23 protein-coding genes and 2 tRNA genes are annotated in these 24,574 nt (G+C 59.2%); 11 read left to right on the top strand and 14 right to left on the bottom strand.

Annotation, left to right across the window (positions count from 1 at the left end):
- Positions 1-289: 289 nt before the first annotated feature.
- Genes IEV40_RS02345 through fdxA form a run of 3 tightly spaced genes read right to left on the bottom strand, consistent with a single transcriptional unit; the run spans position 290 to position 1,816 of the window.
- On the bottom strand, positions 290-1,120 hold the full coding sequence (locus IEV40_RS02345; RefSeq protein ID WP_188419344.1) for a DODA-type extradiol aromatic ring-opening family dioxygenase: 831 nt from the start codon (positions 1,118-1,120) through the stop codon (positions 290-292).
- A gap of 33 nt (positions 1,121-1,153) precedes the next feature.
- Entirely contained in the window at positions 1,154-1,477 is a 324-nt protein-coding gene (locus IEV40_RS02340; protein WP_188419343.1) for a DUF3861 domain-containing protein, read from the bottom strand.
- A gap of 9 nt (positions 1,478-1,486) precedes the next feature.
- On the bottom strand, positions 1,487-1,816 hold the full coding sequence (fdxA, locus tag IEV40_RS02335; protein WP_188419342.1) for a ferredoxin FdxA: 330 nt from the start codon (positions 1,814-1,816) through the stop codon (positions 1,487-1,489).
- A 119-nt stretch (positions 1,817-1,935) separates the two neighbouring features.
- Between fdxA and IEV40_RS02330 the strand changes: the two genes are divergently transcribed.
- Positions 1,936-2,820 carry a LysR family transcriptional regulator gene (locus IEV40_RS02330; protein WP_229723919.1) on the top strand — a complete coding sequence of 295 codons (885 nt, stop codon included), beginning with the start codon at positions 1,936-1,938 and terminating at the stop codon, positions 2,818-2,820.
- 25 nt (positions 2,821-2,845) lie between these two features.
- On the opposite strand, the gene IEV40_RS02325 is transcribed toward IEV40_RS02330, so the two are convergent.
- The 3 genes from IEV40_RS02325 to fabI form a co-directional block, all read right to left on the bottom strand.
- Positions 2,846-3,208: a YXWGXW repeat-containing protein gene (locus IEV40_RS02325; RefSeq protein ID WP_188419340.1), complete on the bottom strand. Its 363-nt coding sequence runs from the start codon at positions 3,206-3,208 to the stop codon at positions 2,846-2,848.
- A gap of 154 nt (positions 3,209-3,362) precedes the next feature.
- Complete coding sequence (locus IEV40_RS02320; protein ID WP_188419339.1) at positions 3,363-4,832, bottom strand: DEAD/DEAH box helicase; 1,470 nt, start codon at positions 4,830-4,832, stop codon at positions 3,363-3,365.
- A gap of 412 nt (positions 4,833-5,244) precedes the next feature.
- A complete protein-coding gene (fabI, locus tag IEV40_RS02315) occupies positions 5,245-6,030 on the bottom strand; it encodes an enoyl-ACP reductase FabI (protein ID WP_188419338.1) in 786 nt (261 codons plus the stop codon).
- A 184-nt stretch (positions 6,031-6,214) separates the two neighbouring features.
- On the opposite strand from fabI, the gene IEV40_RS02310 reads away from it, so the two are divergent.
- Genes IEV40_RS02310 through IEV40_RS02295 form a run of 4 tightly spaced genes read left to right on the top strand, consistent with a single transcriptional unit; the run spans position 6,215 to position 11,768 of the window.
- On the top strand, positions 6,215-8,014 hold the full coding sequence (locus IEV40_RS02310; protein WP_188419337.1) for an extracellular solute-binding protein: 1,800 nt from the start codon (positions 6,215-6,217) through the stop codon (positions 8,012-8,014).
- Between the two features lie 24 nt (positions 8,015-8,038).
- Complete coding sequence (locus tag IEV40_RS02305) at positions 8,039-9,094, top strand: microcin C ABC transporter permease YejB (protein WP_188419336.1); 1,056 nt, start codon at positions 8,039-8,041, stop codon at positions 9,092-9,094.
- Positions 9,091-10,176 (top strand): ABC transporter permease, encoded by a 1,086-nt coding sequence (locus IEV40_RS02300; protein WP_188419335.1) that lies wholly within the window; start codon positions 9,091-9,093, stop codon positions 10,174-10,176. The genes IEV40_RS02305 and IEV40_RS02300 overlap by 4 nt, the downstream gene beginning before the upstream one ends.
- Complete coding sequence (locus IEV40_RS02295) at positions 10,173-11,768, top strand: ABC transporter ATP-binding protein (RefSeq protein WP_188419334.1); 1,596 nt, start codon at positions 10,173-10,175, stop codon at positions 11,766-11,768. Before IEV40_RS02300 ends, IEV40_RS02295 begins: the two co-directional genes overlap by 4 nt.
- Before the next feature lie 86 nt (positions 11,769-11,854).
- Here the strand turns inward: IEV40_RS02295 and IEV40_RS02290 are convergent, their stop codons facing one another.
- On the bottom strand, positions 11,855-13,393 hold the full coding sequence (locus IEV40_RS02290; RefSeq protein WP_188419333.1) for a lytic transglycosylase: 1,539 nt from the start codon (positions 13,391-13,393) through the stop codon (positions 11,855-11,857).
- Positions 13,394-13,601: 208 nt separating this feature from the next.
- A complete protein-coding gene (gloB, locus tag IEV40_RS02285) occupies positions 13,602-14,375 on the bottom strand; it encodes a hydroxyacylglutathione hydrolase (RefSeq protein WP_188419332.1) in 774 nt (257 codons plus the stop codon).
- A gap of 3 nt (positions 14,376-14,378) precedes the next feature.
- On the opposite strand from gloB, the gene IEV40_RS02280 reads away from it, so the two are divergent.
- From IEV40_RS02280 to IEV40_RS02265, 4 genes are all read left to right on the top strand, one after another.
- Complete coding sequence (locus IEV40_RS02280) at positions 14,379-15,164, top strand: class I SAM-dependent methyltransferase (RefSeq protein WP_188419331.1); 786 nt, start codon at positions 14,379-14,381, stop codon at positions 15,162-15,164.
- Complete coding sequence (gene rnhA, locus IEV40_RS02275) at positions 15,157-15,597, top strand: ribonuclease HI (protein ID WP_188419330.1); 441 nt, start codon at positions 15,157-15,159, stop codon at positions 15,595-15,597. The genes IEV40_RS02280 and rnhA overlap by 8 nt, the downstream gene beginning before the upstream one ends.
- 38 nt (positions 15,598-15,635) lie before the next feature.
- Entirely contained in the window at positions 15,636-16,343 is a 708-nt protein-coding gene (dnaQ, locus tag IEV40_RS02270; protein WP_188419329.1) for a DNA polymerase III subunit epsilon, read from the top strand.
- 37 nt (positions 16,344-16,380) lie between these two features.
- Positions 16,381-16,455, top strand: a tRNA-Val gene (locus tag IEV40_RS02265).
- 138 nt (positions 16,456-16,593) lie between these two features.
- Here IEV40_RS02265 and IEV40_RS02260 read toward each other — a convergent pair.
- Positions 16,594-17,391 (bottom strand): hydroxymethylpyrimidine/phosphomethylpyrimidine kinase, encoded by a 798-nt coding sequence (locus IEV40_RS02260; protein WP_188419328.1) that lies wholly within the window; start codon positions 17,389-17,391, stop codon positions 16,594-16,596.
- Positions 17,392-17,546: 155 nt separating this feature from the next.
- Positions 17,547-20,174, bottom strand: a complete 2,628-nt coding sequence (locus IEV40_RS02255; RefSeq protein ID WP_188419327.1) for a bifunctional diguanylate cyclase/phosphodiesterase — start codon at positions 20,172-20,174, stop codon at positions 17,547-17,549.
- 427 nt (positions 20,175-20,601) lie between these two features.
- Here IEV40_RS02255 and IEV40_RS02250 point away from each other — a divergent pair, with 427 nt between their 5' ends.
- Positions 20,602-20,916, top strand: a complete 315-nt coding sequence (locus IEV40_RS02250; RefSeq protein WP_188419326.1) for a hypothetical protein — start codon at positions 20,602-20,604, stop codon at positions 20,914-20,916.
- 129 nt (positions 20,917-21,045) lie between these two features.
- Here IEV40_RS02250 and IEV40_RS02245 read toward each other — a convergent pair whose 3' ends face one another.
- Positions 21,046-21,285, bottom strand: a complete 240-nt coding sequence (locus tag IEV40_RS02245) for a hypothetical protein (RefSeq protein ID WP_188419325.1) — start codon at positions 21,283-21,285, stop codon at positions 21,046-21,048.
- A 107-nt stretch (positions 21,286-21,392) separates the two neighbouring features.
- On the opposite strand from IEV40_RS02245, the gene IEV40_RS02240 reads away from it, so the two are divergent.
- Complete coding sequence (locus IEV40_RS02240; RefSeq protein WP_188419324.1) at positions 21,393-22,733, top strand: class I SAM-dependent methyltransferase; 1,341 nt, start codon at positions 21,393-21,395, stop codon at positions 22,731-22,733.
- Positions 22,734-22,753: 20 nt separating this feature from the next.
- Here the strand turns inward: IEV40_RS02240 and IEV40_RS02235 are convergent, their stop codons facing one another.
- From IEV40_RS02235 to IEV40_RS02225, 3 genes are all read right to left on the bottom strand, one after another.
- Complete coding sequence (locus tag IEV40_RS02235; RefSeq protein WP_188419323.1) at positions 22,754-22,963, bottom strand: hypothetical protein; 210 nt, start codon at positions 22,961-22,963, stop codon at positions 22,754-22,756.
- Positions 22,964-23,125: 162 nt separating this feature from the next.
- A tRNA-Asn gene (locus IEV40_RS02230) sits at positions 23,126-23,201 on the bottom strand.
- A gap of 102 nt (positions 23,202-23,303) precedes the next feature.
- Positions 23,304-24,518 (bottom strand): amino acid aminotransferase, encoded by a 1,215-nt coding sequence (locus IEV40_RS02225; RefSeq protein ID WP_188419322.1) that lies wholly within the window; start codon positions 24,516-24,518, stop codon positions 23,304-23,306.
- Between the last annotated feature and the right edge of the window lie 56 nt (positions 24,519-24,574).

Genomic DNA, 24,574 nt, shown 5'->3' with positions numbered 1-24,574 from the left:
GAAACTGGTGGCTGAGGAGGCTTGGAGCGCGCAGCCGGGGAAACGCCTGATTAACGTAGGCGTAGTAGTCGCAGCGATAGCCCTGCCTGGCGGATGCCGGCGAGCTGGAGTGCGGAGAGGATATATGCGGAAAACATACAGCTAACTTTAGGGAATTGCGCCAGTCTTGTCAAGAAAAACGGCCGGATGATGCAGGCGCCGTGTGGTTTGTCCCACGTATTCGTAAGGATTGCGCAAGGATAGACGGCAGGTGTTGCACTGCTGTCAATCCTTGCGGAAAGCCGGCAAGTCAGGGCGACACCTGTTGCGATTGTGCCGACGGAAAATCGCCGAAGGCCAGCGCGGAGACGACCACATTCATCACCGTATCGCGATAGATGCGCCGACCTGGGTCGGCTCCGGCAGCGCCGGCTGCAACCATCAGTGGCAGCAGGTGATCGGGGTGCGGTTGGACGTCGCGTGCATGCGGTGCCTGTTGCCAGTTCTGCAGCAGGGCATTGCGTTCGATTGCGCCGGCATCGGCCACGTCGGCCAGCCAGTCGTCGAAACGTGCCGACGGTTCGCGAAAGGCAGGCGTGAAGCCGCGCATGTTGTGAAAGCTCATGCCGCTGCCGACGATCAGCACGCCTTCGTCGCGCAGCGCCTGCAATGCCTGGCCGGCACGCAGATGCATCTGCGGATCGAGACCGCGCAGCATCGATAGCTGGACGATTGGAATATCGGCATCCGGATACATGACTTTCAGCGGGATGAAGACGCCATGGTCCCAGCCGCGTTGCGTGTCGGCAGCCGTCGGCAGCCCGACATCGGTCAGCAGTTGCTGCACGCGCGCGGCCAGCGCCGGCGCACCGGGCGCAGGATAGGTCAGCGTGTAGGTTTCGGGCGGAAAGCCGTAGTAGTCATACAGCAACGATGGCTGCGGCTGCGCGTTGACGGTGAACGCCTCTTCTTCCCAGTGGCCGGAGATGATCAGGATGGCGCGTGGCCGCAGCGCTTCTCCTGTGCGGCGCAGGAAGGCGGCCATGCGATCCCACATGTGCGGATCGCCGGGCCAGTCCATGAAGAAGCATGGACCGCCGCCGTGCGGAATGAAAAGCGTGGGCAGGCGTGTGTCGGTCATGATGTGCATCCTCCGGTTTGCTCTATGGCGGTCTTACTGCAAGGGTTGGGGCTGGCCTTCGTTGCCGCTCTGCACGCGCTGCTTGAAGGCGCCGATGAATTCGCGAAATGCCGGCTGCAGCGGGGCGAACAGCGGATCCTTGCGATGCGCCAGCATGACTTCGCCGAACAGCTTCATGCCGAGGGCGAGGGCAGTCGCTTCGTCTGCATCAGCCAGGCCGGCCGCGCGCACGCGTTCGATGATGACGAACAGGTCGTCATGGTTGCCGGCTTCGAAGCTGAGCGGTTCGTGCGCTTCCGGGCCGGCATGCTTGCCGCCCAGGTAGTCGAGTGTGATGCGGTATTGATGTGCGCTCATGGCGATTCCTTATCGTTTCAGTTCATCGAATTTGTCGGCAACGGCAGCCCACTGTGCATGATCCGGCAGCGGCTCTTTGCGCGCGGTCAGCCTTTGCCAGCCAGGCTGCTCGACCAGTTCGCGATTCAGGGCCAGAAAATGTTGCTGCTCCGGCGGCAATTCGCGATCGCCGACGATGGCACCGACCGGGCATTCGGCCACGCACATCGAACAATCTATGCATTCGTCCGGATGGATGGCGATGAAGTTCGGCCCCTCGAAGAAGCAATCCATTGGGCAGACAACCACGCAATCGGTGTATTTGCAGGCGATACAGGGTTCGGTGACGACGAAGGTCATGCGTTTTTGCGTTTCCTTTTACTGTGTATTTGCAGCATAGGCGTCTCCAGTGCATTTATAAATAAGCTATATTGATAAAAATTGTTTCCATATTGTTGATAATGGACATTCTGAACTGTATGCGTGTCTTCGCCGCGGTGGTGGAGACCGAAAGTTTTACGGCAGCCGGTACGCGACTGGATTTGTCGAAGGCTGTCGTCTCGAAATACGTCGGGCATCTCGAGGATCATCTTGGTACGCGCCTCTTGAATCGCACCACGCGCAAGCTGAGCCTGACGGAATCGGGTAGCGCCTATTACGAGCGTTGCGTGCAGATTCTCGCGGACGTGGAAGAGGCCGAGCAGGTGGCAGGGCAGTTGACGGCGATGCCGCGCGGCACGCTGCGCGTGACGATGCCGGTTTCGTTCGGCAGGATTCGCATCGCACCGCTGCTGAACGATTACATGCAGCGTTATCCGGATGTGAAACTGGATGTGACCTTGTCGGATCGTCGCGTCGATCTGGTGGAGGATGGCTACGATCTGGCGATCCGTGTCGGCTATGTGCCGGAATCGGAATTGATTGCCCGCAAGCTGACAACCGAGCGCGTGGTGTTGTGTGCTGCTCCGTCTTATTTGGGGCGACGCGGCACGCCGGCAACGCCGGAAGCGCTACGCGAGCATGCCTGTCTCATTTACAGCTATGCCAGTACCGGCGAAGAATGGGTGCTGGAGGGCGGCGACGGCAAACGGCATGCAGTACGGATCGCTGGCCCGATGCGCGTGAACAATGGCGAGATGTTGCTGGCGGCAGCGCTGGACGGTGCAGGCATCATCCGTGAGCCGCATTTCATCGTCGGCGATGATTTGCATGCTGGAAGGCTGGTGGCATTGCTGCCCGATTTTCGGCCGCCGGAAATCGGGGTCTATGCGCTGTATCCCAGCCGTAAACACTTGTCGGCCAAGGTGCGTACCTTTGTCGATTACCTGGTCGTTCGGATGGCGGAAAAGACAACCGGCGCCTGAATGCGCCGGTTGTCGAGGCTAACCGTCAGCAATTGCCTTTCTTGGCTTGCCCCGGCGGACAGTGGTAGCCGTGCTTGCCCTGTTTCCATTTCCCTTTGCGCAGATACCACTGGCCGTTTTCCTGATACCAGGCGGCCGGTTCGTAGTCATATCCGGAGCGTGCCTGCACCCAGTGGCCTCCCGCCCACACGTGGGCATGGCCGTTCCAGTCCCAGTAACCGGGCGCCCACACATAGCCGCTTCGTGGTGATGGCACAGGTTCGTATCGTGGCGGTGGCGGCGCGGTGCCGATACTGATGCTGACACCAACCTGGGCAGCGGCAGGAAGCGGCAGGACGGCGGTGACGCCGATGGCGGTTGCAGCAGCAAGAGCGAGCAAGGTTTTCATGGGTTGCTTTTGGTCTGAATGAGACATCTGAAATATAGGCTTGCAAGGCGTTCTTTGCCAAGGAGGAAGCATTTCTTTACATCTGTTACCGACGGCTGAAATGAAAAACGGGCCCCGCAGGGCCCGTTTTTAGAGAAACGACGATCAGTATCGATCAACGCTCGTCGTAGGAGCGACGTGGTGCGCCGGTATTGCCATCCGGACGCGGGCCGTTGCGGAAACCGCCGCCACCGCCATTGCCACCGTTGCCGTCCCTGCGACCCTGATAACCATCGCCCTGACGCGGACCACCTTGACCTTGGCGCGGCGCGCCCGGTTTGGAGAACGTGCGCTGGCTGCCGTTGCCTTTGTAGCCGCCGCGGCCGTCGCCCGGTTTCCATCCCGGCTTGTTGCCGGAGCGTGGCGCCGAGGTGCGCTTCGGCTCGAAACCTTCGATGACTTCGACCGGGATCGTCTGCTTGATGAAGCGCTCGATGCGTTTCACATTCATGCCTTCCGCGTGGTTCACCAGCGAGACGGCGATGCCCTTGCGGCCGGCACGGCCGGTACGGCCGATACGGTGCACGTAGTCTTCCGGGAATTTCGGCAGATCGTAGTTGACGACGTGCGTGACGCCCGGCACGTCGATGCCGCGTGCAGCGACGTCGGTGGCGACCAGCACACGGATGTGGCCGCGGCGCAGACCGTTCAGCGTGCGGTTACGCGCACCCTGATGCATGTCGCCATGCAGCGCAGCGGCAGCGAAGCCGGCGATGTTCAGGCGATCGGCGATGGTGTCGGCATCGCGCTTGGTGGCGGTGAAGACCACTGCCTGGTCCAGCGTTTCGTCGCGCAGCAGATGATCGAGCATGCGGTTCTTGTGCGACAGGTCGTCGACGAAGTGCACGCGCTGCTGGATGTTCTCGTGCTTGGTGGCAGAGCTGGCAATCTGGATGATCAGCGCATCTTTCGTGATGCGCTTGGCCATATTGCCGACCATGCCGTCCAGCGTGGCGGAAAACAGCATCGTCTGACGTGTTTCCGGTGTGGCTGCGACAATCTTTTCGATGTCGTCGACAAAGCCCATATCCAGCATGCGGTCGGCTTCGTCGAGAACGAGAAACTCCAGTTCGGAGAAATCGATCTTGCCCGACTCCATGTGATCGATCAGACGGCCTGGCGTTGCAACCAGGATTTCCGGATTGCGCGACAACAGCTGCATCTGTTTCGGATAAGGCATGCCGCCGAGAATGGATACCGCTTTCACGCGGCGCATGTAGGTGCCGTATTTTTCGGTCGCAGTCGTCACCTGCAATGCCAGTTCGCGCGTTGGCGTCAGTACCAGCATTTTCGGTTGTGCAGCCTTGAAGCGCGGACGTTCGCCGCGCGAACGCGCTGCTTGCGCCTGCTGGTTCGGTGTCTTGCCGTTTTGCGGTTGCGTCTCGGTTTGAGCGGCGAACTTGTGCAAGGCCGGCAGCATGAATGCTGCAGTCTTGCCAGAGCCGGTCTGTGAGGACACCATCATGTCGCGGCCTTCGATGCCGGCTGGAACAGCCTGCGCCTGAACTGGCGTCGGCTCGGTATAGCCGGCTTCGGTCAATGCCTTGAGGACGGACGGATGGAGGCCTAGTGATTCAAAAGTCATATCTTCTTTCGTGAAATCAGCGCTGCGAACGTTCGTGACGAGGCCGGCGGTGCAGACCGTCATCATGAAAAATCGCGTACGCAAAAATGCAACGCCAACCAACGAAACAGCGTGAAAAAATCTGGGAGAGATTCCGGCACAAAAGCTTTGCGCCGGGACGGTGTCTGAATTCGACACCTGATAGGCGGGAGGGCTTTATCGTTACTGCTAAACGGTTCGCGATGCTGCAAAATGCGCTGCCTGTCGCAACGCAAGGTTTGCATTCTACACCGGGAGACCGTGCGCTGTCGAGGCGTGTTGCAGATACGACGATTCAATGCATGAAGAGAAACATTCTGCGTTGACGGGGAATACATAACAAAACGGCACCAACAGGTGCCGTTTTTGCCGTATCGGTGATGCTCTGGATCGATTATTCGCCGCCCATGCCCGGCACGACCTGCGAGAAGCCGGCGTCGACATAGGTGATTTCGCCGGTGATACCGCCCGCCAGGTCGGACAGCAGGAAGGCCGATGCGTTGCCGACGTCCTCGATCGTCACGTTGCGGCGCAGCGGCGCATTTTCCTTAACGAAGTTCAGGATCTTGCCGAAGTCCTTGATGCCGGATGCGGCCAGCGTCTTGATCGGGCCGGCGGAGACGCCGTTGACGCGGATGCCTTTCGGGCCCAGCGATTCGGCCATGTAGCGCACGCTGGCTTCCAGCGATGCCTTGGCAAGGCCCATCGTGTTGTAGTTCGGCAGGGCGCGAATCGAGCCGAGATAGCTCAGCGTCAGCAGTGCGGCATTCGAACTCAGCATCGGCAGCGCAGCCTTGGCCATTGCCGGGAAACTGTAAGCGGAAATGTCGTGTGCGATCTTGAAGCCCTCGCGCGACAGGCCGTCGAGGAAGTCGCCGGCAATCACTTCGCGCGGTGCGAAACCGATCGCATGTACGAGGCCATCCAGCTTGTCCCATTTCTTGCCGAGATCGATGAACAGTGCGGCGATCTGCTCGTCGCTGCCGACGTCGCATTCGAAGATCAGTTCGCTGTCGAATTCCTTGGCGAACTCGGTGATGCGATCCTTGAAGCGTTCGCCGACATAGGTGAACGCCAGTTCCGCGCCTTCGCGCTTGCAGGCGGCGGCGATGCCGTATGCGATGGACCGGTTCGACAGCACGCCGGTGATGAGGATTTTTTTACCTTGCAAGAACGCCATGAACGACTCCAGTTTGTCTCGGTTGCGCCGCAGTTGCGGTGGAATGGACAGGATTGTAGGGGCTGGCGCGCGCATCAGCAACCTTTGCCCGGCGGCCACTGGAGCGGGCGTTTCTGTAGAATAGCCGGCGATAACTTCATCGCGGCACCTCGGGCATTCCGAATAATCTGATCGATAGCGGCGCATGGCCCAGACTTTCTTCACTTTTCTGCTGGTCTTCCTGCTCGCCCACGGTGGCGATGCCTTCGCCGCTCCTGCCTTTTCGCTGTACGACACGCCGAAGTATCCGGCTAATTTCACGCATTTCGATTACGTCAATCCCGATGCACCCAAGGGCGGCGATCTGTATCTGGCCAATCCCGACCGGCGCACCAGTTTCGACAAGTTCAATCCCTTTTCGCTGAAAGGTGTGGCGGCGGCAGGCGTATCCAACCTGATGTTCGAGACACTGGCGACCGGCTCGGCCGACGAGGTCGCGACGATGTATGGCCTGCTGGCTGACGACATGACACTGGCGCCCGATCGGCTGTCGATGACCTTTCACCTGAATCCGAAGGCGCGTTTCAACAACGGCGATCCAGTGCTGGCTGCCGACGTCAAATATTCATTCGACACCTTGATGGCGAAGGGCGCGCCGCAATTCAAGGTGATCTACGCGGAGGTGAAGGGTTGCACGGTCGTCGACGAACGCACCGTGCGCTTCGACTTCAAATCGCGCAATCACGAATTGCCGCTGCTGGTCGGCGATGTGCCGGTGTTCTCGCGCAAGTGGGCGCAGGGCACCGATTTTGACAAGATTCAATTGACGCCGCCGATCGCCAGCGGCCCTTACCTGATCGATCGCTACGATACCGGCCGCGCGATTACATACAGGCTCAATCCGGATTACTGGGCCAGGGATCTGCCGGTGCGCCGCGGCATGTTCAATTTCGAACGCATCCACTATCGCTTCTACAAGGACGATCTGGCGCGGCTGGAAGCATTCAAGGCCGGCGAGTTCGATGTCGTCGTCGAATACAGCGCAAAGAACTGGACGCGCAGCTATCAGGGCAAGCCGTTCGAGCAGGGCCGTATCGTCAAGCGCGAATTTGTGCATGAAAACACTGCCGGTATGCAGGGTTTCATCATGAACCTGCGTCGCCCGCAGTTCCAGGACGTGCGGGTGCGCCGCGCACTGGGGCTGGCGCTAGATTTCGAATGGCTGAACCGGCAGCTGTTCTTCAACTCTTACACGCGCATCTATTCCTTCTTCAACAACAGTCCGATGGCGGCGACCGGCCTGCCGTCTGCCGATGAACTGGCGTTGCTGGAGCCGTTGCGCGCCAGGCTCGATCCGGCCGTGTTCGGTCCGGCACCGGTACCGCCGACGACAACGCCGCCGCATTCGCTGCGTTCCAATCTGCTGGAAGCAGTCGAACTGTTCCGGCAGGCCGGGTGGACGTATCGCGACGGCGCGTTGCGCAACGTGAAGGGCGAGCCATTCACGTTCGAAATCCTCGATGACCAGAGCGCGATGTCGCGCATCATCAGCGTCTACGCACGCAATCTGCAGAAGCTCGGCATCCAGGTCACGCAGCGTACTGCCGACTACGCGCTGATCCAGCAGCGGATGGACGATTTCGATTTCGACATGACCAGTCTGCGCTTCCCGGACATCAACAGTCCGGGCAACGAGATGTTCGACATGTTCGGCTCCAAGGCAGCCGACGAAAAAGGATCGAGCAATTACTGGGGGCTGAAGGATCCGGCGGTCGACAGCCTGGTCGCATCTTTGGTGAAGGCGGATACGCGCCGGCAATTGACGGCTGCAGCACGCGCGCTGGATCGCGTGCTGTTGAACAAGGCGATTGTCATTCCGCACTGGTATTCGTCGACGCATCGCATTGCTTACTGGAACCGCTTCGGCATGCCGGAACGGTTACCGCTGTATTACCGTGCCGATCCCTACGTGATCAGTACGTGGTGGCAGAGTGCGCCGCGCTGAGGTAGGGAAGATGAAGGAGACGCGATGAATATCTGGTCCTACATATTGAAGCGCGTGTTGCTGATGCTGCCAACGCTGTTCGGCGTGGTGGCAATCACGTTCGCGGTGATCCAGTTCGTACCGGGCGGGCCGGTCGAGCAGGCACTGACCGAATTGAAGCAAACGAGCATGGCCGGTGAAGCCAGCGGTGGCGGGGCGCAGTACCGCGGCCGGCAGGGTATCGATGCAGAACGTGTGGCCGAAATCAAGGCGTTGTACGGGTTCGACAAGCCGCCCGCAGAACGCTTCTGGCAGATGTTGAAGGGCTTCGCGACCTTCGATCTGGGGCAGAGCTTCTATCATCACATGGATGTCTGGCAACTGGTCGTTTCCAAACTGCCGGTGTCGATCACGATCGGCATGTGGACATTCTTCCTGACGTATTTCATTTCCTTGCCATTGGGGATCGCCAAGGCGGTACGTGAAGGCAGCCGTTTCGATGCGATCACCAGCATGATCGTGCTGATCGGTTATTCGATTCCGGGTTTCATCCTCGGCGTGTTCCTGCTGGTGATATTCGGCGGCGGCAGTTTCGTGCAATGGTTCCCGTTGCGCGGATTGACGTCGGACGATTGGGAACAGCTGTCGCTGGTGGGCAAGGTGCTGGATTACCTGTGGCATATCGCATTACCGGTTACGGCATCGGTTGCCGGTTCGTTCGCGGTGATGACGATGCTGACGAAAAACACTTTCCTCGAAGAGATCCGCAAGCAGTACGTGCTGACCGCGCGTGCGAAGGGATTAAGCGAGCGCACGGTGCTGTACAAGCACGTGTTCCGCAACGCGCTGATTCCGCTGGTGACGGGTTTTCCGGCCGCCTTCATCGGCGCCTTCTTTGCCGGCAGTCTGCTGATCGAGACGCTATTTTCGCTGGACGGGCTCGGCCTGCTGTCGTACGAATCGGTGATCCGCCGCGACTATCCGGTCGTGATGGGCACGCTGTACCTGTTCACGCTGATCGGCCTGGTGGTCAAGCTGATCGGCGATCTCTGTTACGTCTGGGCCGATCCGCGCCTGCAGTTCGAAAGCCTGAATCGATGAGCGACGTTTCTACTTCTGCGGTTCCGGCTTCGATCTCGGCTTCGATTCCGGCCTCGGGCACGGCGATCTCGCCGGGGCAGCGCGTCTGGCTGCGTTTTCGCCGTAGCCGACGCGGCTACTGGAGCCTGATCATTTTCTGCGTGCTGTTTTTCCTCAGCCTGTTCGCCGAACTTGTGTCGAACGACAAGCCACTGGTTGCGCGCTACGACGGCGAGATCGTGTTCCCCGTTTTCCACGATTATTCGGAGAAGAAATTCGGCGGCGATTTCGAAACGCCGGCCGACTATCTCGATCCTTTCATCGAGAAACAGTTCGAGAAGGATGGTAACTGGGCGATCTATCCGCCGAATCGCTATCACTACGACACGCTGAACTATTTCGCCAAATCGCCGAACCCCGCGCCGCCGTCGGCCGAGAACTGGTTGGGCACAGACGATCGAGGCCGCGACGTGGTGGCGCGCCTGCTGTACGGTTTTCGTGTGTCGGTGCTGTTCGGGCTGGCATTGACGGTGACCGGCGTGCTGCTCGGCATCCTGACCGGCGCGATACAAGGCTATTTCGCCGGACGTACCGATCTGTTCTTCCAGCGCTTCATGGAAATCTGGGGCTCGATGCCGGAGCTGTACCTGTTGATCATCTTCGCGTCGATCTTCCAGCCCAGCATCGGCCTGCTGCTGATCCTGCTGTCGCTGTTCGGCTGGATGGGTTTGTCCGATTACGTACGCGCCGATTTCCTGCGCAACCGGAATCTCGAATACGTGCAGGCAGCGCGCGCGCTGGGCCTGTCGAACCGGCAGATCATCTGGCGCCACGTGCTGCCGAACAGTTTGACGCCGGTCGTCACCTTCCTGCCGTTCCGCATGAGCGCGGCCATCCTGTCGCTGACCAGCCTCGATTTCCTGGGCCTCGGTGTGCCGCCGGGTACGGCAAGCCTTGGCGAACTGCTGGCACAGGGCAAGAACAATCTCGATGCATGGTGGATTGCAGTTTCCACGTTTGCCGTGCTGACGGTAATGCTGTTGCTGCTGACGAACATCGGCGATGCCTTGCGCAATGCGCTGGATGTGCGGAGGCGCGCATGAGTCTGCTTGACGTACGCAATCTGACGGTGGCCTTTGACGGCACGCGAGTCGTCGATGATGTGGGCTTTTCGATTGCTGCCGGCGAGAAGTTCGCGCTGGTCGGCGAATCCGGTTCCGGCAAGACGGTGACGGCACTGTCCATTCTGCGTTTGAATCAGGATGCAACTTATGGCGGCAGCATCCTGTTCGAGGACGACGACCTGCTGAAACGCAGCGAGGCGGCGATGCGCGCCGTGCGCGGCAAGGATGTCGCGATGATCTTCCAGGAACCGATGACGGCGCTCAATCCGCTGTTCACGATCGGCAACCAGATCGCCGAAGTGCTGATGCTGCACGAAGGTTTGAGCGCGAAAGCGGCAGCCTTGCGCGCCGTCGAACTGCTGGACAAGACCGGTATTCCGGAACCGCAGCGGCGCGCACTGTCGTACCCGCATCAATTGTCCGGGGGCCAGCGCCAGCGCGCGATGATTGCAATGGCACTGGCTTGCCGGCCCAAGCTGTTGATCGCCGACGAACCGACCACGGCGCTGGACGTGACGATCAAGGTGCAGATCATCGAACTGCTGAATCGATTGCAGCGCGAGGAAAACATGGCCGTGCTGATGATCACGCACGATCTGAATCTGGTGCGCCATTTCGCCGATCGTGTCGGCGTGATGGAAAAAGGGCGGATGGTGGAAGTCGCCCCGACTGCCGAACTGTTCGAGCAACCGCGCGAAGCTTATACGAAGAAACTGCTGGCAAGCCAGCCGCACCGTCTTGTCGACGAGACGTCTTCCGGAACGGTGCCATTGCTGCGAGGCGAACACCTGCGCTGCACCTTCGACATCAAAAAGGGTTGGCTCAAGCGCGAACCCTTCGTTGCCGTCGATGACGTGACGATCACGGTGAAGCGTGGCGAGACGCTAGGCATCGTCGGCGAATCCGGTTCCGGCAAATCGACGCTGGGTCTGGCCTTGCTGCGACTGTCGCAGGCGCGCGTGAACGGTGAAGTCGATTTCGATGGCCGCGATCTTGGCCGATTGTCGAGCCGTGAATTGCGGCCGTTGCGGGCACGCATGCAGATCGTATTCCAGGATCCGTTCGCTTCGCTGTCGCCGCGTCGCACGATCGAGCAGATCGTCGGCGAAGGCCTGGCGCTGCATCAGCCGCAATTGGGGCAGGACGGCGTGCGCCGTGCGGTGGCGGATGTCCTGACGGAAGTCGGCCTGTCACCGGCGATGATGTCGCGTTATCCGCATGAATTTTCCGGCGGCCAGCGTCAGCGTATTGCAATCGCACGCGTGCTGGTGTTGAAGCCGGAAATGGTGCTGCTGGACGAGCCGACGTCGGCATTGGACGTCTCGGTGCAGCAGCAGATTCTGGTGCTGCTGGCCGACCTGCAGCGCAAATACGGCATTGCCTATATATTCATCAGCCACGATCTGGCCGTGATGCGTGCGATGGCGCATCGCGTGATGGTGATGAAGGATGGCAAGGTGGTGGAAAGCGGCGCGGCGATGGAAGTGCTGTCGCATCCGCGCGAAGCCTACACGCAGCGCCTGCTGGCAGCGGCAGTCTATGCCGATGCGGGAAAAAGTATCGCCGCATAAAAGACAGCGAAAAGGCTGAAGGAAAAACTACCTGGCGGTCCGGCAACGCGGCATGCCACATGCGCCGCGCCAGGCGCTTATTTCTTTTACTTGATGGCGATCTTGTCGCTTGCGCGAGCGGAAACCAGTCTTGCCTTGGCATGCGATGTACTGCCGGATTTGGCAGCTGCGGTTCTGATCTTGCCAGCGGATGCATGGCGTGCCGTTTTTGCCTTGCGGCTCTTGGCATTGCGAACTGCGTGCACATACAGTTCCAGTTTTTGCCCAGCCGACAAATGATTGCCGCTCAGGTTGTTCCAGTCGCGAATTTGTGCGACGGAAACCTTGTAACGGCTCGCCAGCGACCACAAGGTATCGCGGCTCTTGACCGTCAACCGGATGCGCTTGCCTTCCGGCACCTCCGGTGCCATGGCCAGCATGGCGTTGTCGGCGACTTCCTGTGTAATGTCCTTCTGCATGTCGGCAGTACGCGGGACGAGAATCGTCGAGCCTGCCTTCAGCACCATTTTCGGCGGAATGTGATTCACCTCGCGGATTACCTGCGGGGTCGTATGAAACTTGGCGGCGATGGTTTCGATACGTTCGCGTGCGTTGGTGATCTTGTGTGCAGTCCACGATGACAGCGCATGCGTCCATTTCGCCAGATTGGTCTTGAACTTTTCGGCGTTACTTTGCGGCAGCAGGATTTCGGTCGTGCTGCTGCCGGTGATGACCGGGCGGTTGAATTGCGGATTCAGCGCCTTGAATTCATCCATCGGGATCTCGGCCAGTTGCGCGGCCAGCTTGACGTCGATGTCGCGCGTCTTGGCGATGCTGACGAAGTAGGGTTCGTTGTCTACCTTCTCCAGCACGATGTTGTAAGCCTCGGGGCTGGCGATGATGTTCTTGACGGCTTGCAGCTTGGGTACGTAGTTGCGTGTTTCTGCCGGCATGTAGGCCGACAGGCTGTTGAAATCGATCGGCTTGCCGGCACGCTCCGCTTTCTTGATGGCACGCTGCACCGAGCCTTCACCCCAGTTGTAGGCTGCCAACGCGAGTTGCCAGTCGCCGAACATGTCGTACAGATTCTGCAGATAGGTCAGCGCGGCATCGGTCGATGCGATGACGCTGCGGCGCTCGTCCTTGAACAGGTTCTGTTTGAGGTTGTAGCTGCGGCCGGTCGACGGAATGAATTGCCACATACCGGCAGCCTTGGCCGACGAATAGGCTTGCGGATTGAAGGCCGATTCGATGAAGGGCAGCAGCGCGAGTTCGGTCGGCATGTTGCGCTTTTCCAGTTCCTCGACGACGTGATACAGATAGAGCGAAGCGCGCTTCGTCGTGCGGGCGATGTAATCCGGGCGGGAGGCGTACCACGTGGTCTGAGTGTTGACCAGCGGGTTGTCGACCAGATCGGGAATCGCGAAACCGTGACGGATGCGCATCCAGATATCGGTGTCGCTGTCGACGGTGAACTGGCTGAGCGGATCGTTGGCGAGCTCCGGGTTGTTCTGCAGGGCGGCATTCTTGGCCCAGTCATAAGGCGGTAGCGACAGATCGCTCGCGTGGGAAATGCCGGAGAACAGGAAGGAAAATGCGGCGATGCAAAGAGTCTTGAACAGTCGGCTGGGTGTGGACGGATGCATGGGGTCTCGCAGAATGACCGACCCATGATTAGCCGGCTGAAAAAATAATCACCGAGTGTAAGGAAAGCTGCTTTCCTGCGTCAAGCGGATTTGTAGAGCTGGCAAGGCTTTGCAGCCGGGAAAGATAGCAAAAGATCAAGGCGGATGCGCAGACGGGGAGGTCGACGGCGCATCGCCAGACGGCTTTACGATATGCCTCTGCGTTGTGTCAGCGGAAATTGTTCTTCCACTCGCGCAACGCAGCGAAGACGGCGACCGGATCGTTGCCGGCCGCACGTCCGGCCGACGCCAGCTGCGTGACGATACCGGCTTCGCGCGTGCGCAGGAAAGGATTGGTCGCCTTTTCCAGCCCGATCGTCGACGGCACGGTCGGCACGTTGTTGTCGCGTTTGTGCTGTTCGTCTTGCAGGCGCATGTCGATGGCGTCATTGCCAGGTTCTGCGGCCTGTGCGAAGCGCAGATTGGACAAAGTGTATTCGTGCGCGCAATAGACTTTCGTATCGTCCGGCAGGGCAGCCAGCTTGTCGAGCGAGGCGAGAAACTGCTTCGGCGTGCCTTCGAACATGCGGCCGCAGCCGCCGGCGAACAGCGTGTCGCCGCAGAACAGCCAGTGCTGCTCCGGCGCGAAGTAGGCGATGTGGCCCAGCGTGTGGCCGGGCACATCGAGCACCGACAGCGTCAGATCGAGTTCTGGAACGCGGACCGTGTCGCCTTCTCCCAGCGATTGCGTGACATTGGCAATGCGGTCGTTGCGCGGCGCGTAGACCGGCACCTTTGCGTGCTGCAACAAGGTGGGGACGCCGCCGACATGGTCAGCGTGATGATGTGTCAGTAGAATAGCAACCAGCGACAGCTTGTGCGCATTCAATGCGGCCAGGATAGGCGCGGCATCGCCCGGATCGACAACTGCGGCATGATTGCCATCGTGGATGATCCACAGATAGTTGTCATTGAACGCAGGGACGGTCAGTACATTCAGCATGGCATGGACAATATTTCGTCTGAAAAATCGATTATATCGCTCGGCGCCTGGCTGCAGAGTCCGGCGGGCAGCTATGTGCGCAACTGGGAACAGGCTTGCCTGGAAAAATTGACTGCCGACATCTTCGGTTTTCATGCGACGCAGATCGGCCTGCCGGAAATCGAAACCTTGCGTGGCAGCCGCATGCCGCATACCTGGTTGACCGATGTGCAACTTCCTGCCGCCGACTACGATAATGCGGCGCGTCCGCTGGTGGCGATCCAGGAATTCGAGGAACTGCCGTACGCATCAGCCAGCATCGATCTGGTCGTGCTGCCGCATGTGCTGGAATTCGTTGCCGAACCGCATCAGGTGTTGCGCGAAGTGGAGCGCGTGCTGATTCCCGAGGGACAGGTCATCATCTGTGGTTTCAATCCGTGGAGCCTGTGGGGCGCGCGCCAGATGCTGGGGCGCGTCAGTGACGATTATTTTCTGCCGCAGGATGGTGATTTCATCGGTTTGCCGCGCATCAAGGATTGGCTGAAGCTGCTGAACATGGAAACGGCGAGCGGCTGCTTCGGCTGTTATGCACCGCCGTGCGAAACGGAGAAATGGCTGAACCGCTTCGCCTTCATGGAAAATGCCGGCGAACGCTGGTGGCCGGTATTGGGCGCCGTCTACGTCGTGCAGGCGATCAAGCGTGTGAAGGGCATGCGCCTGATCGGCCCGGCATGGAAAACGCGCACGGCAAAAGCGCGGCAGGGAGTGCCGGCGACCAACAAGATACATAAACAGGGCGGAAATGGATAAGGTAGAGATTTACACGGATGGCGCATGCAAGGGCAATCCGGGGCCGGGCGGCTGGGGCGCATTGCTGATGTTCGGTCAGCACGAGAAGGAGCTGTTCGGCGGTGAATCGGGCACGACCAACAACCGTATGGAACTGAAAGCCGTGATCGAGGCATTGAACACACTGACGCGGCCGTGCGAAGTGATCGTACATACCGACAGCCAGTACGTGCAGAAGGGCATCAGCGAATGGATACACGGCTGGAAGGCGCGCGGTTGGAAAACGGCAGCGAAGGAGCCGGTCAAGAATGCCGACCTGTGGCAGGAGCTCGATGCCGCGCAGGCACGCCATCAGGTCGAATGGCGGTGGGTGCGCGGTCATAACGGCCACCCGGAAAACGAGCGCGCCGATGTGCTCGCCAATCGCGGTGTGGAAACCGTGGCGGCGAATTGATGCAGCCCTACAGACAGATATTGCAGAAGGAATAACGCATGCGACAAATCGTGCTCGATACCGAAACTACCGGCCTGAACGCGCGTTCGGGCGACCGCATCATCGAGATCGGTTGCGTCGAACTGGTCAATCGCCAGTTGACCGGCAACAACTTCCATCGCTACATCAATCCGGAGCGGGATTCTGAAGAAGGCGCGCTGGCAGTCCACGGCCTGACGACCGACTTCCTCAGCGACAAGCCGAAATTTGCGGAGATCGTCGACGAGCTGCATGCTTATATCCGCGATGCCGAAGTCATCATCCATAACGCGCCGTTCGATCTCGGCTTTCTGGACGAGGAATTCAAGCGGGTCGCGATGGGAAAATTCACCGACCATGTTGCCGGTGTCATCGATACGCTGATGGAAGCCAAGAGCCTGTACCCGGGCAAGCGCAATTCGCTGGATGCATTGTGCGATCGTTACGGCATCTCGAATGCGCATCGTGTGCTGCACGGCGCATTGCTGGATGCCGAACTGCTTGCCGAGGTCTATCTGGGGATGACGCGTGGGCAGAACAGCCTGTCGATGGACCTGGAACCCGAAGTGGCGACGGCCGGTGTGGAGTTGGAAGTGGTGGCGCTGGCCGAGATCATCGTGCATGCCGCCGATGCAGACGAGCTTGCTGCGCATGCATCCTTGCTGGATGGTCTGGACAAGGAAGTAAAAGGGCCATCCGTGTGGCGTGCGGCCGAAGAAGCGCATTGATATGGCGGCGCTTTTGTGCCATAATCCGCCTCTCTCCGGGAGGTTAGCTCAGGGGTAGAGCGATCGCCTCACACGCGATAGGTCACAAGTTCGAAACTTGTACTTCCCACCAGAACATGCAGTTGCAAAAAGCCCGCCGAAAGGCGGGCTTTTTGTTTGTGCGGAGCAATCTGCTGCGCGCGGCCGACGATGCGGCCTGTATCGAATGAGCACGGCGCAACGCGGGCATTGTGTCGCTGCGCCGTGACCATCAGCTGCAGAAATCCAGCGGCAGCCGGCGCGGAAAATGCTGGCCGGCACCGGGCTTGTCGGCGTCGCGCAATGCGCGCCACGTATAGGACAGCGCATTTTCGACGGCATGCATCATGTCTTCTCCCAGTGCCAGACGGCCGGCCAGTGTACTGGCCAATGTGCAGCCCGAACCGTGGTAGCTGCCCGACAGCCGTTCGCAGGTGAAGGTTCGGAAGGAGCCGTTGCGCGAATACAGGCGATTGTGTACTTCATGTTCGTCGCCGTGGCCGCCAGTGATCAGCAGGTGCTGGCAGAACGGCAGGATTTTCTCTGCGCACTGGTCCGGCGTACCTTGCGGCAGTTCGGCCAGGATACGTGCCTCTGGCAGATTCGGCGTGGCGATCGTGGCGATCGGCAGCAGGCGCTCACGCATCGCATAGCCGACATCGTCCTTGCCCAGCGAACCGCCGCCGCCTGCACGTAAAACAGGATCGCAGACGATCGGCACATTCGGCAGGCGCTTCAGGATCTGCACGACAGTATCGACCATTTCCACCGAACCCAGCATGCCGAGCTTGACGCCGGCGATCGTCAGATCCGAGATGACGGCATCGACCTGCGCCAGCACCCATGCGGCATCGAGTACACGAAAATCGGAGACGTCGATCGAGTTCTGCACGGTCAGCGCCGTGACGGTGGGCGCAGCGTGGCAACCCTGTGCCATCAGTGCTTCGATGTCGGCCTGTAGGCCGGCGCCGCCGCTGGGATCATGGCCGGACAGGCAGAGGACGATGGGACGCGTGCTGGAAGTGTTCATCTGACAGGAATCGCTATGCATTGAAACAAACGTGGATACGAGTGCGATGCGTTGCTGCAAAAAGCGGCGCGGCATCGGACGCCGGCTATTATAGCTGCGGCATGCGAGGAAATCGTCTGACGGGGCGGTGCCGGCAGTGTCGACGGAAGAGACGTTCAGGCAAACAGATGCGGTTGGCGCATCAGTTCGCGCATTTCGTCGGCCGGCAGAGGATGGGCAATGAAAAAGCCCTGGATTTCGTCGCAGGTCAGCGTGCGCAGGATCGACAGTTGTTCCGCCGTCTCCACGCCTTCGGCGACGACGCGCATGCCGAGCGCTTTTGCCATCGAGACGATGGCGGTAAAGAAGCGTTCGCCTTCCTTGCCGCAGCCGAGTTGCGATGTGAACGTCCGGTCGACTTTCAACACGTCGGTATCCATGCGCTGCAATTGCGACAATGACGAGTAACCGGTACCGAAGTCGTCGATATGAATGCCGATGCCCATGCCGCTGAGGCCGGCGATTTCGTCGAAGAGGTCGCCGTCGCCACGCATCATTGCGGATTCGGTCAGTTCGATTTCCAGCAGCGACGATGGTAGCGCGTATTTTTCCAGGCCGGCAGCGATGGCGTGTCGCACCTTGTTGTCGGCGAATTGCCGTGCCGAGATGTTGACCGATATCGGCACCACGTCCAGCCCCTGGCTGCGCCAGTCCGTCATCTGCGCACAAACCTTGTCGACCACGATATCGCCGATCTGGCCGATCATGCCGGTTTCCTCGGCCAGCGCGATGAAATCGGCCGGCTGGATCAGGCCGCGTTGCGGATGCTGCCAGCGGATCAGCGCCTCGGCGCCAAGCAGCTTGCCCGATTGCGCGTGCACGCGCGGCTGGTAGTGGATCAGGAACTGGTCGTCGCGAATCGCCCGCATCAGCTCCTGTTCGGTGTCGAGGCGGTTCTGGATGGTTTCGTACAGCATGCAATCGTAGAAACGGAACCGTCCCTTGCCGCCGTTTTTTGCCGCATACATGGCGATGTCGGCATTCTTCAGCAGCGTATCGACGTCGCGGCCGTCGCGCGGAAACATGCTGATGCCGATCGATGCGCAGACACGATGCCTCTGCGGTAGTGCGCCGCGCATCAGCTCGAACGGTTCGCACAGCGTCTGGTTGAGTGCGCAGGCGATGTGTGCGACTTCCTCTTCGGCATGCACGCCTTCCAGCACGACGGTGAACTCGTCACCGCCGATGCGTATCACCTTGTCGGTCGAACGCAGCACGGATTTCAAGCGTGCCGCGACGGCGCATAACAGCTGGTCACCGGCAGAATGGCCGAGCGTGTCGTTGATGATCTTGAAGTCGTCGAGATCGATGAAGAGGATGGCAATCTGCGCGGCGTTGTCGTGCGCTGCAACCAGTGCCTGCGGCAGGTATTGCATCAGCCAGCGGCGGTTGGGCAGGGACGTCAGGCCGTCTTCAGAGGCGCGCCGGGCCAGTTCGCGTTCGTGACGTTTCGATTCGCTGATGTCACGCACGGTGACGGCCAGCCCATTGTCGGAACGCACGAACTTGCGGTTCAGCCATTCGGCAGAAATCGGGCTTTCTTCCGGTACACGATAGTCGTCTTCGTAGAAGCCGGTTTCCATTGCGCCGCGATAGGTATGCATCAGCCGTTCGAAATATTCGCCGGAATAGAAGGTCGAAATGCGTGTGCGGAGAAAGTCGCGTCGGTTCATGCTGAACAGCGACGCCCCTTTTTCGTTGCAGTCTCCGATGCCGAAATCGACGATAAGGCCGCTGCGGTCGCGATATGGCACGAGGATATAGAAGCCTTCGTTACCGCCTTCGGTCGCGAGCCGATAGGTTTCGCGTATCGATTCGGCCTGCCGTTTCCGCCAGCTCAGGCGAATCGATACCCAGCTTGCCGCGATGGCGAACATAAACAGGATGATGCTGACGACAGCGGCAACTTGGTGATAGAGCGCGGCATCGCGTTCGTAGGTCAGCAGCACTTGGGTGCGATCCAGTGCAACTAGCGCGACGAACGGATAGCCGTTCAGTTTTTGTTCGGCGACGATATATCGATGTGCGTTCAATGGACCAGGCTTGTTGTCGGCCGCTCCGCGGGCCTGCCACATCCTTTCGAGGCCATCCTCGCCGAGAAAGGCGAGGACGCCGCCCTTGTCGAGTATCGGATCGCCGGCGAACAGTGAGAAAAACGTGGGTGCAACGCCCATCACCAGTACGCCGCCGAATGAGCCGTCGTGCTTGTCGATGCGGCGCGTGGCCTGGATGATCTCGCGCCCGCTCAGCCGTCCCACGGTACGTGTGCCGAGCAGCAGTTCGCCATCGGGATTGTCGCGATGAATGCGGAAGTATTCGCGGTCGCTGATCGTGAATTGACGCGTGATCGGCATCGAGGCGGTGACCGGCCTGCCGGTTTCGTCATAGATGGAAATCGAGACAAACTGCGGAATGCTCAACAGGCCGTTGTCGGCCATGTCGGCGAAACTGGAGCGGTTGTCGTCATGTTCCCAGCTGTATTTGATTTGTCGCGACAACTGGTCCAGCTGTTCGACGGTTCGGGTGAGGTACTGCGCATAGGTGCGCGAAATCGACGTTGCCTGTCTGTGTGCCTGTTCTTCCAGCGTAGCCTTGTCGTTGTCGAGCTTGGCGGCGATGATGCTCCACAAGATGGCGGTCAGGGCCAGCGCAATCCCCGGATATAGCAGCAGAAAACGCAGGTTGCGCCTGACGAAGCCGCTCCAGCCGTCGCGAAAACGATTTTCGGAAATCTTCACATGCATGGAGCGACCGGGAAAACGGAGGGGTTGACGGAAAGCGGTGCGATGACGATATATCGATCTAACCAGTATTTCCACAAGGCAAGCGAAGCGGGGCAGTGTAGTGATTCATCATGGGATGTGTATCCCATGTACATGGGATGCTGGTGCCCTGCGTCTATCCAATTAACAAATGCGTGCGGCAGAAGGGGGGGATTTGAACGATGCGGCTTAACAACGCCGAACCGGCGCGGCTCTTGGCTGCCATCGTCCTGTATCGTTTAACAAAAAGACGATAGCCTTTTCTTTTTCAAAGAGAAAAATTAACATTCCATCGGCCCGGTTGCGCGGCTAACCGGAGGTAAATAGAAGAACGTTTGGCATCTTGCTGCCATCCAACAGCGCGCGTACCATGAGCACGCAGTTCACTTTTTCTTTGACGGAGGAATCGATGGCAGTCCACTTGATCGAAGCGGTGCGATTCAACGATGCAGGAGACAAGGTGGAAATGGTGCGGTGGGGAAGAGGCCATCGCAAGGGTAACGGTTCGCCGGGCTGGGAAGCGATTACGGTCGAACAGGATGTGAATCTCGTCGTCGATGCGCTGCATTTCGGCGATGAAGTGGCAACTGCCTTCGAAGTCGGCGGTGAAATGGTGCTGGGGCCGCGTGTGCATATTGTCGTGCACCAACATGGCATCGAGGATATCGATACGATCGACCATAACGTGCCGGGACGCTCACTGGCGGATCTGCCACGGTTTTGAGCAGCAAGCGGGGCGGGCTTGCGAGCCCGCTCATATCGAAGGGCAGAATTCAAGACGGAAACTGCAACATGCGCAAAAATCGATATATGTGCGCCGAATACCTTGTGCTGCAATAGTCCTTCAGCACATTCATTTTTTATCTGCTATCTTGCTGCTGAACCTACGGCCCAGCAGCCCAGTCCCGGCCATGCCGCCGGGGCGGACCGAATTGACGTAACCGATTTCTGCCTTGTCCAAGAAGGAGAGCGTTACATGAGATTTCATCCGCGACAGCCTCGTCGTCTTCCCATTTCTGCGCATGCACGCATTGCCGCCTGCGCCTGTTTCGCAGTAGCGCATGCCTTGCACGGCAAGGTCCGCGAACTCCATTTTTTTGCCTGAGTCCAACCGTCGTTGACCAGCCGTACCATCCTGTCGTTGTATCAGGTCATGGTTCGGTGGCACGCCGTTCGCACCTCTTCAGATAGGGAGCAACAATGAACGATCGCAATCTTTCGGCTTCTTCCTCGCTGGCGGAAATCGACGCCGCCCATTCTTCCCAACTCGATGCCGCCGTCCGCATACTCAATCAGTTGCTGGGCAGTTTTCCCGGTGCGACCGTGTTGCAAACCGTTGGCGACGAATTGAACCTGATCGAGGTCGCGACGCCGAAGTTCAAGTTGCTGCTGCGTGATCTGTCGGTATTGCGCAAACTGGTCTTCAATCGCAGCCCGCTGCCGCTGGCCGATGCCTATATCAATGGATTGATCGACGTGCAGGGCGATTTGTATGCGGCATTAGGCCTGAAACAGTATTTCCAGAATTTCGACTTCTCGCTCGGCAAACGCTGGGCGCTGGTGCGCGATGCCTTGCGCCTGCCGTCGAAACCGCGTGAATTTCCTGCAGGCCAGTTCGCCGCAGGCGGATTCCGGCATCGGCATTCGCGCAACAGCGACAAGGAGGCGATTTCCTTCCACTACGATGTCTCGAACGATTTCTACAGATTATGGCTGGATGAGCAGATGGTCTATTCGTGTGCCTATTTCGAGACGCCAGACGATACGCTGGAAAAGGCGCAGTCCGGCAAGCTGGATCTGATCTGCCGCAAATTGCGCCTGAAGCCGGGCGAACGCCTGCTCGACATCGGCTGCGGCTGGGGCGCGATGGTGTGCTGGGCGGCCAAGCACTACGGCGTGACGGCGCATGGCATCACGTTGAGTGAAAGACAGCATGAATATGCGCAGCAGCGCATCCGTCGCGAAGGGCTGGAAGATCTTGTTACGGTGGAGTTGCGCGATTACCGCGATCTGGAAGGCGAAGGTGTCTACGACAAGATATCGAGCATCGGCATGTTCGAACATGTCGGCCTGGCCAATCTGCCGGTCTACAACGCGACGGTGATGCGCGTGCTGAAACCGGGCGGCCTGTTTCTCAACCATGGCATTACGCACGATTGCGAAGGCTGGAAACAAACCGTCGATACTGAATTCATCAATCGCTATGTTTTTCCGGATGGTGAGCTGGATATGGTCAGCAATATCCAGCGGCGTATGGAGCAGACCGGCTTCGAAATTCACGATGTGGAGGCCTTGCGCCCGCATTACGCGATGACGTTGCGGCATTGGGTCAACCGGCTGGAAGCGCATCGCGAAGAAGCCTTGCAGCATGTCGGCGAAGCGGCATACCGTGTCTGGCGACTTTACATGGCCGCTTGTGCGCGTGAATTCGAACTGGGCGGGACGGGTATCTATCAGATACTGTCGTCGAAACGGAACAATGGCATTTCGCCGGTGCCGCTGACGCGCCAGGATATCTACGCCGGCAAGTCAGTCGCATAAGCGGCAGCCGGTGGCAACGGTCAGTAGCAGCCGCCGAAGGCGAAGATGGAAAAATCGACGATATCGTCCGAAACGTCGTCGTAATCAACATCGGGATTTTCCTGCCTGGACAGAACGAGTGCTTCCTCGATCGCTTCGAGTTCGTCGCGTACACGAGGGCTCAATCCTTCTGCGGTAAAGCGCGTCTGAATAGCTTCAAGCCGATGGAGCAGTTCTTCCGGTGTAGCCATGTTTTCCTCGAAACATTGTTGAGTGGGCGAGCGTCTTTCGGTGCGATCCATGTGAATGGACTAATGCATATACATCACGATTGATATTAGACAGTGCCTTATATTCTGCCTAAAAAACCAAAAGAAAAGGCCCCACGTTTTCACGTAGGGCCTTGTATTCTGTGGCTCCCCGACCTGGACTCGAACCAGGGACCTGCGGATTAACAGTCCGTCGCTCTACCGACTGAGCTATCAGGGAACAGAGAACGAAATTATGGCCGATTAATTTCTGGTTGTCAAAGGCTACGCAGCAATTTTTCCGCTTTTCTGCAGAAAAATATTCGCGCAGCCTTCACGCCATTTACAGAACCTTCGCGATCGCCGAAACGACGTAATCGATGTTGCCGCTGTTCAGTGCAGCCACGCAGATGCGGCCGGTATCGACAGCGTAGATCGAATACTCTTCACGCAGGCGATCCACTTGCGCCTTGGTCAGGCCCGAGTACGAGAACATGCCGCGCTGCTGGATCACGAAATCGAAGTCGTGGCCCGGCGCTTGCGCCTTCAGTTTCTCGACGAGTGCCTGGCGCATTTCGCGGATACGGACGCGCATGCCAGCCAGTTCTTCTTCCCACAAGGCGCGCAGTTCCGGGCTGGCCAGCGCGGTGGCGACGACCTGGCCGCCGTGTGTCGGCGGGTTGGAGTAGTTGGTGCGGATCACGCGCTTCAGTTGCGACAGCACGCGTGCAGCTTCTTCGGCGTTGTTGGCAACGATCGACAGTGCGCCGACGCGTTCGCCGTACAGCGAGAACGATTTCGAGAACGAGTTCGAGACGAATACCGGGCCACCGGCTTCGGCGAACTGGCGCACGACCTTGCCGTCGGATTCGATGCCGTCACCGAAGCCTTGGTAGGCCATATCGAGGAACGGGATCAGGCCGCGCGATGTGACGGTGGCGATGACTTCCTTCCATTGCGCATCAGTCAGATCGGCGCCGGTCGGGTTGTGACAGCAGGCGTGCAGCAGGACGATGGAGCCGGCTGGAATCGATTTCAGCGTATCCAGCATGCCAGCGAAGTTCACGCCGTGCGAGCTTTCTTCGTAGTACGGATAGGTGTTGACGACGAAGCCGGCCGATTCAAACAGCGCGCGGTGGTTTTCCCAGCTCGGATCGCTGATCCAGACCTGCGCGTTCGGCGAGAAACGCTTCAGGAAGTCTGCACCCAGTTTCAATGCACCGGTGCCGCCGATGGCTTGCGCAGTCACTGCACGTTTGTCCTTGACAACCGAACTATCGGCACCAAATACGAGGTCTTGCACTGCCTTGTCGTAGGCAACCAGGCCGTCGATCGGCAGGTAGCCGCGCGGCGACAGCTTTTCCATCATCTGCGCTTCGGCCTTGCGTACGCATTCGAGCAGCGGCAGCTTGCCGTTGTCATCGTAGTAGACGCCGACGCCGAGGTTGGCTTTCTTCGGGTTCTTGTCTGCGTTGAAGGCTTCGGTGATGCCGAGGATAGGATCACGGGGTGCCATCTCGATGGCGGTGAGGAGCGAGGCAGGAATAGGTGCGTTCATCGTGATAACATCAAAAGTTGGCTGCAAGGACGTGATTGCAGACGGGTTGTATGAAG

This window comes from Oxalicibacterium solurbis (assembly GCF_014635845.1).
GTDB lineage: Bacteria > Pseudomonadota > Gammaproteobacteria > Burkholderiales > Burkholderiaceae_D > Oxalicibacterium > Oxalicibacterium solurbis.
This window is presented reverse-complemented; position numbering and strand designations above follow the sequence as displayed.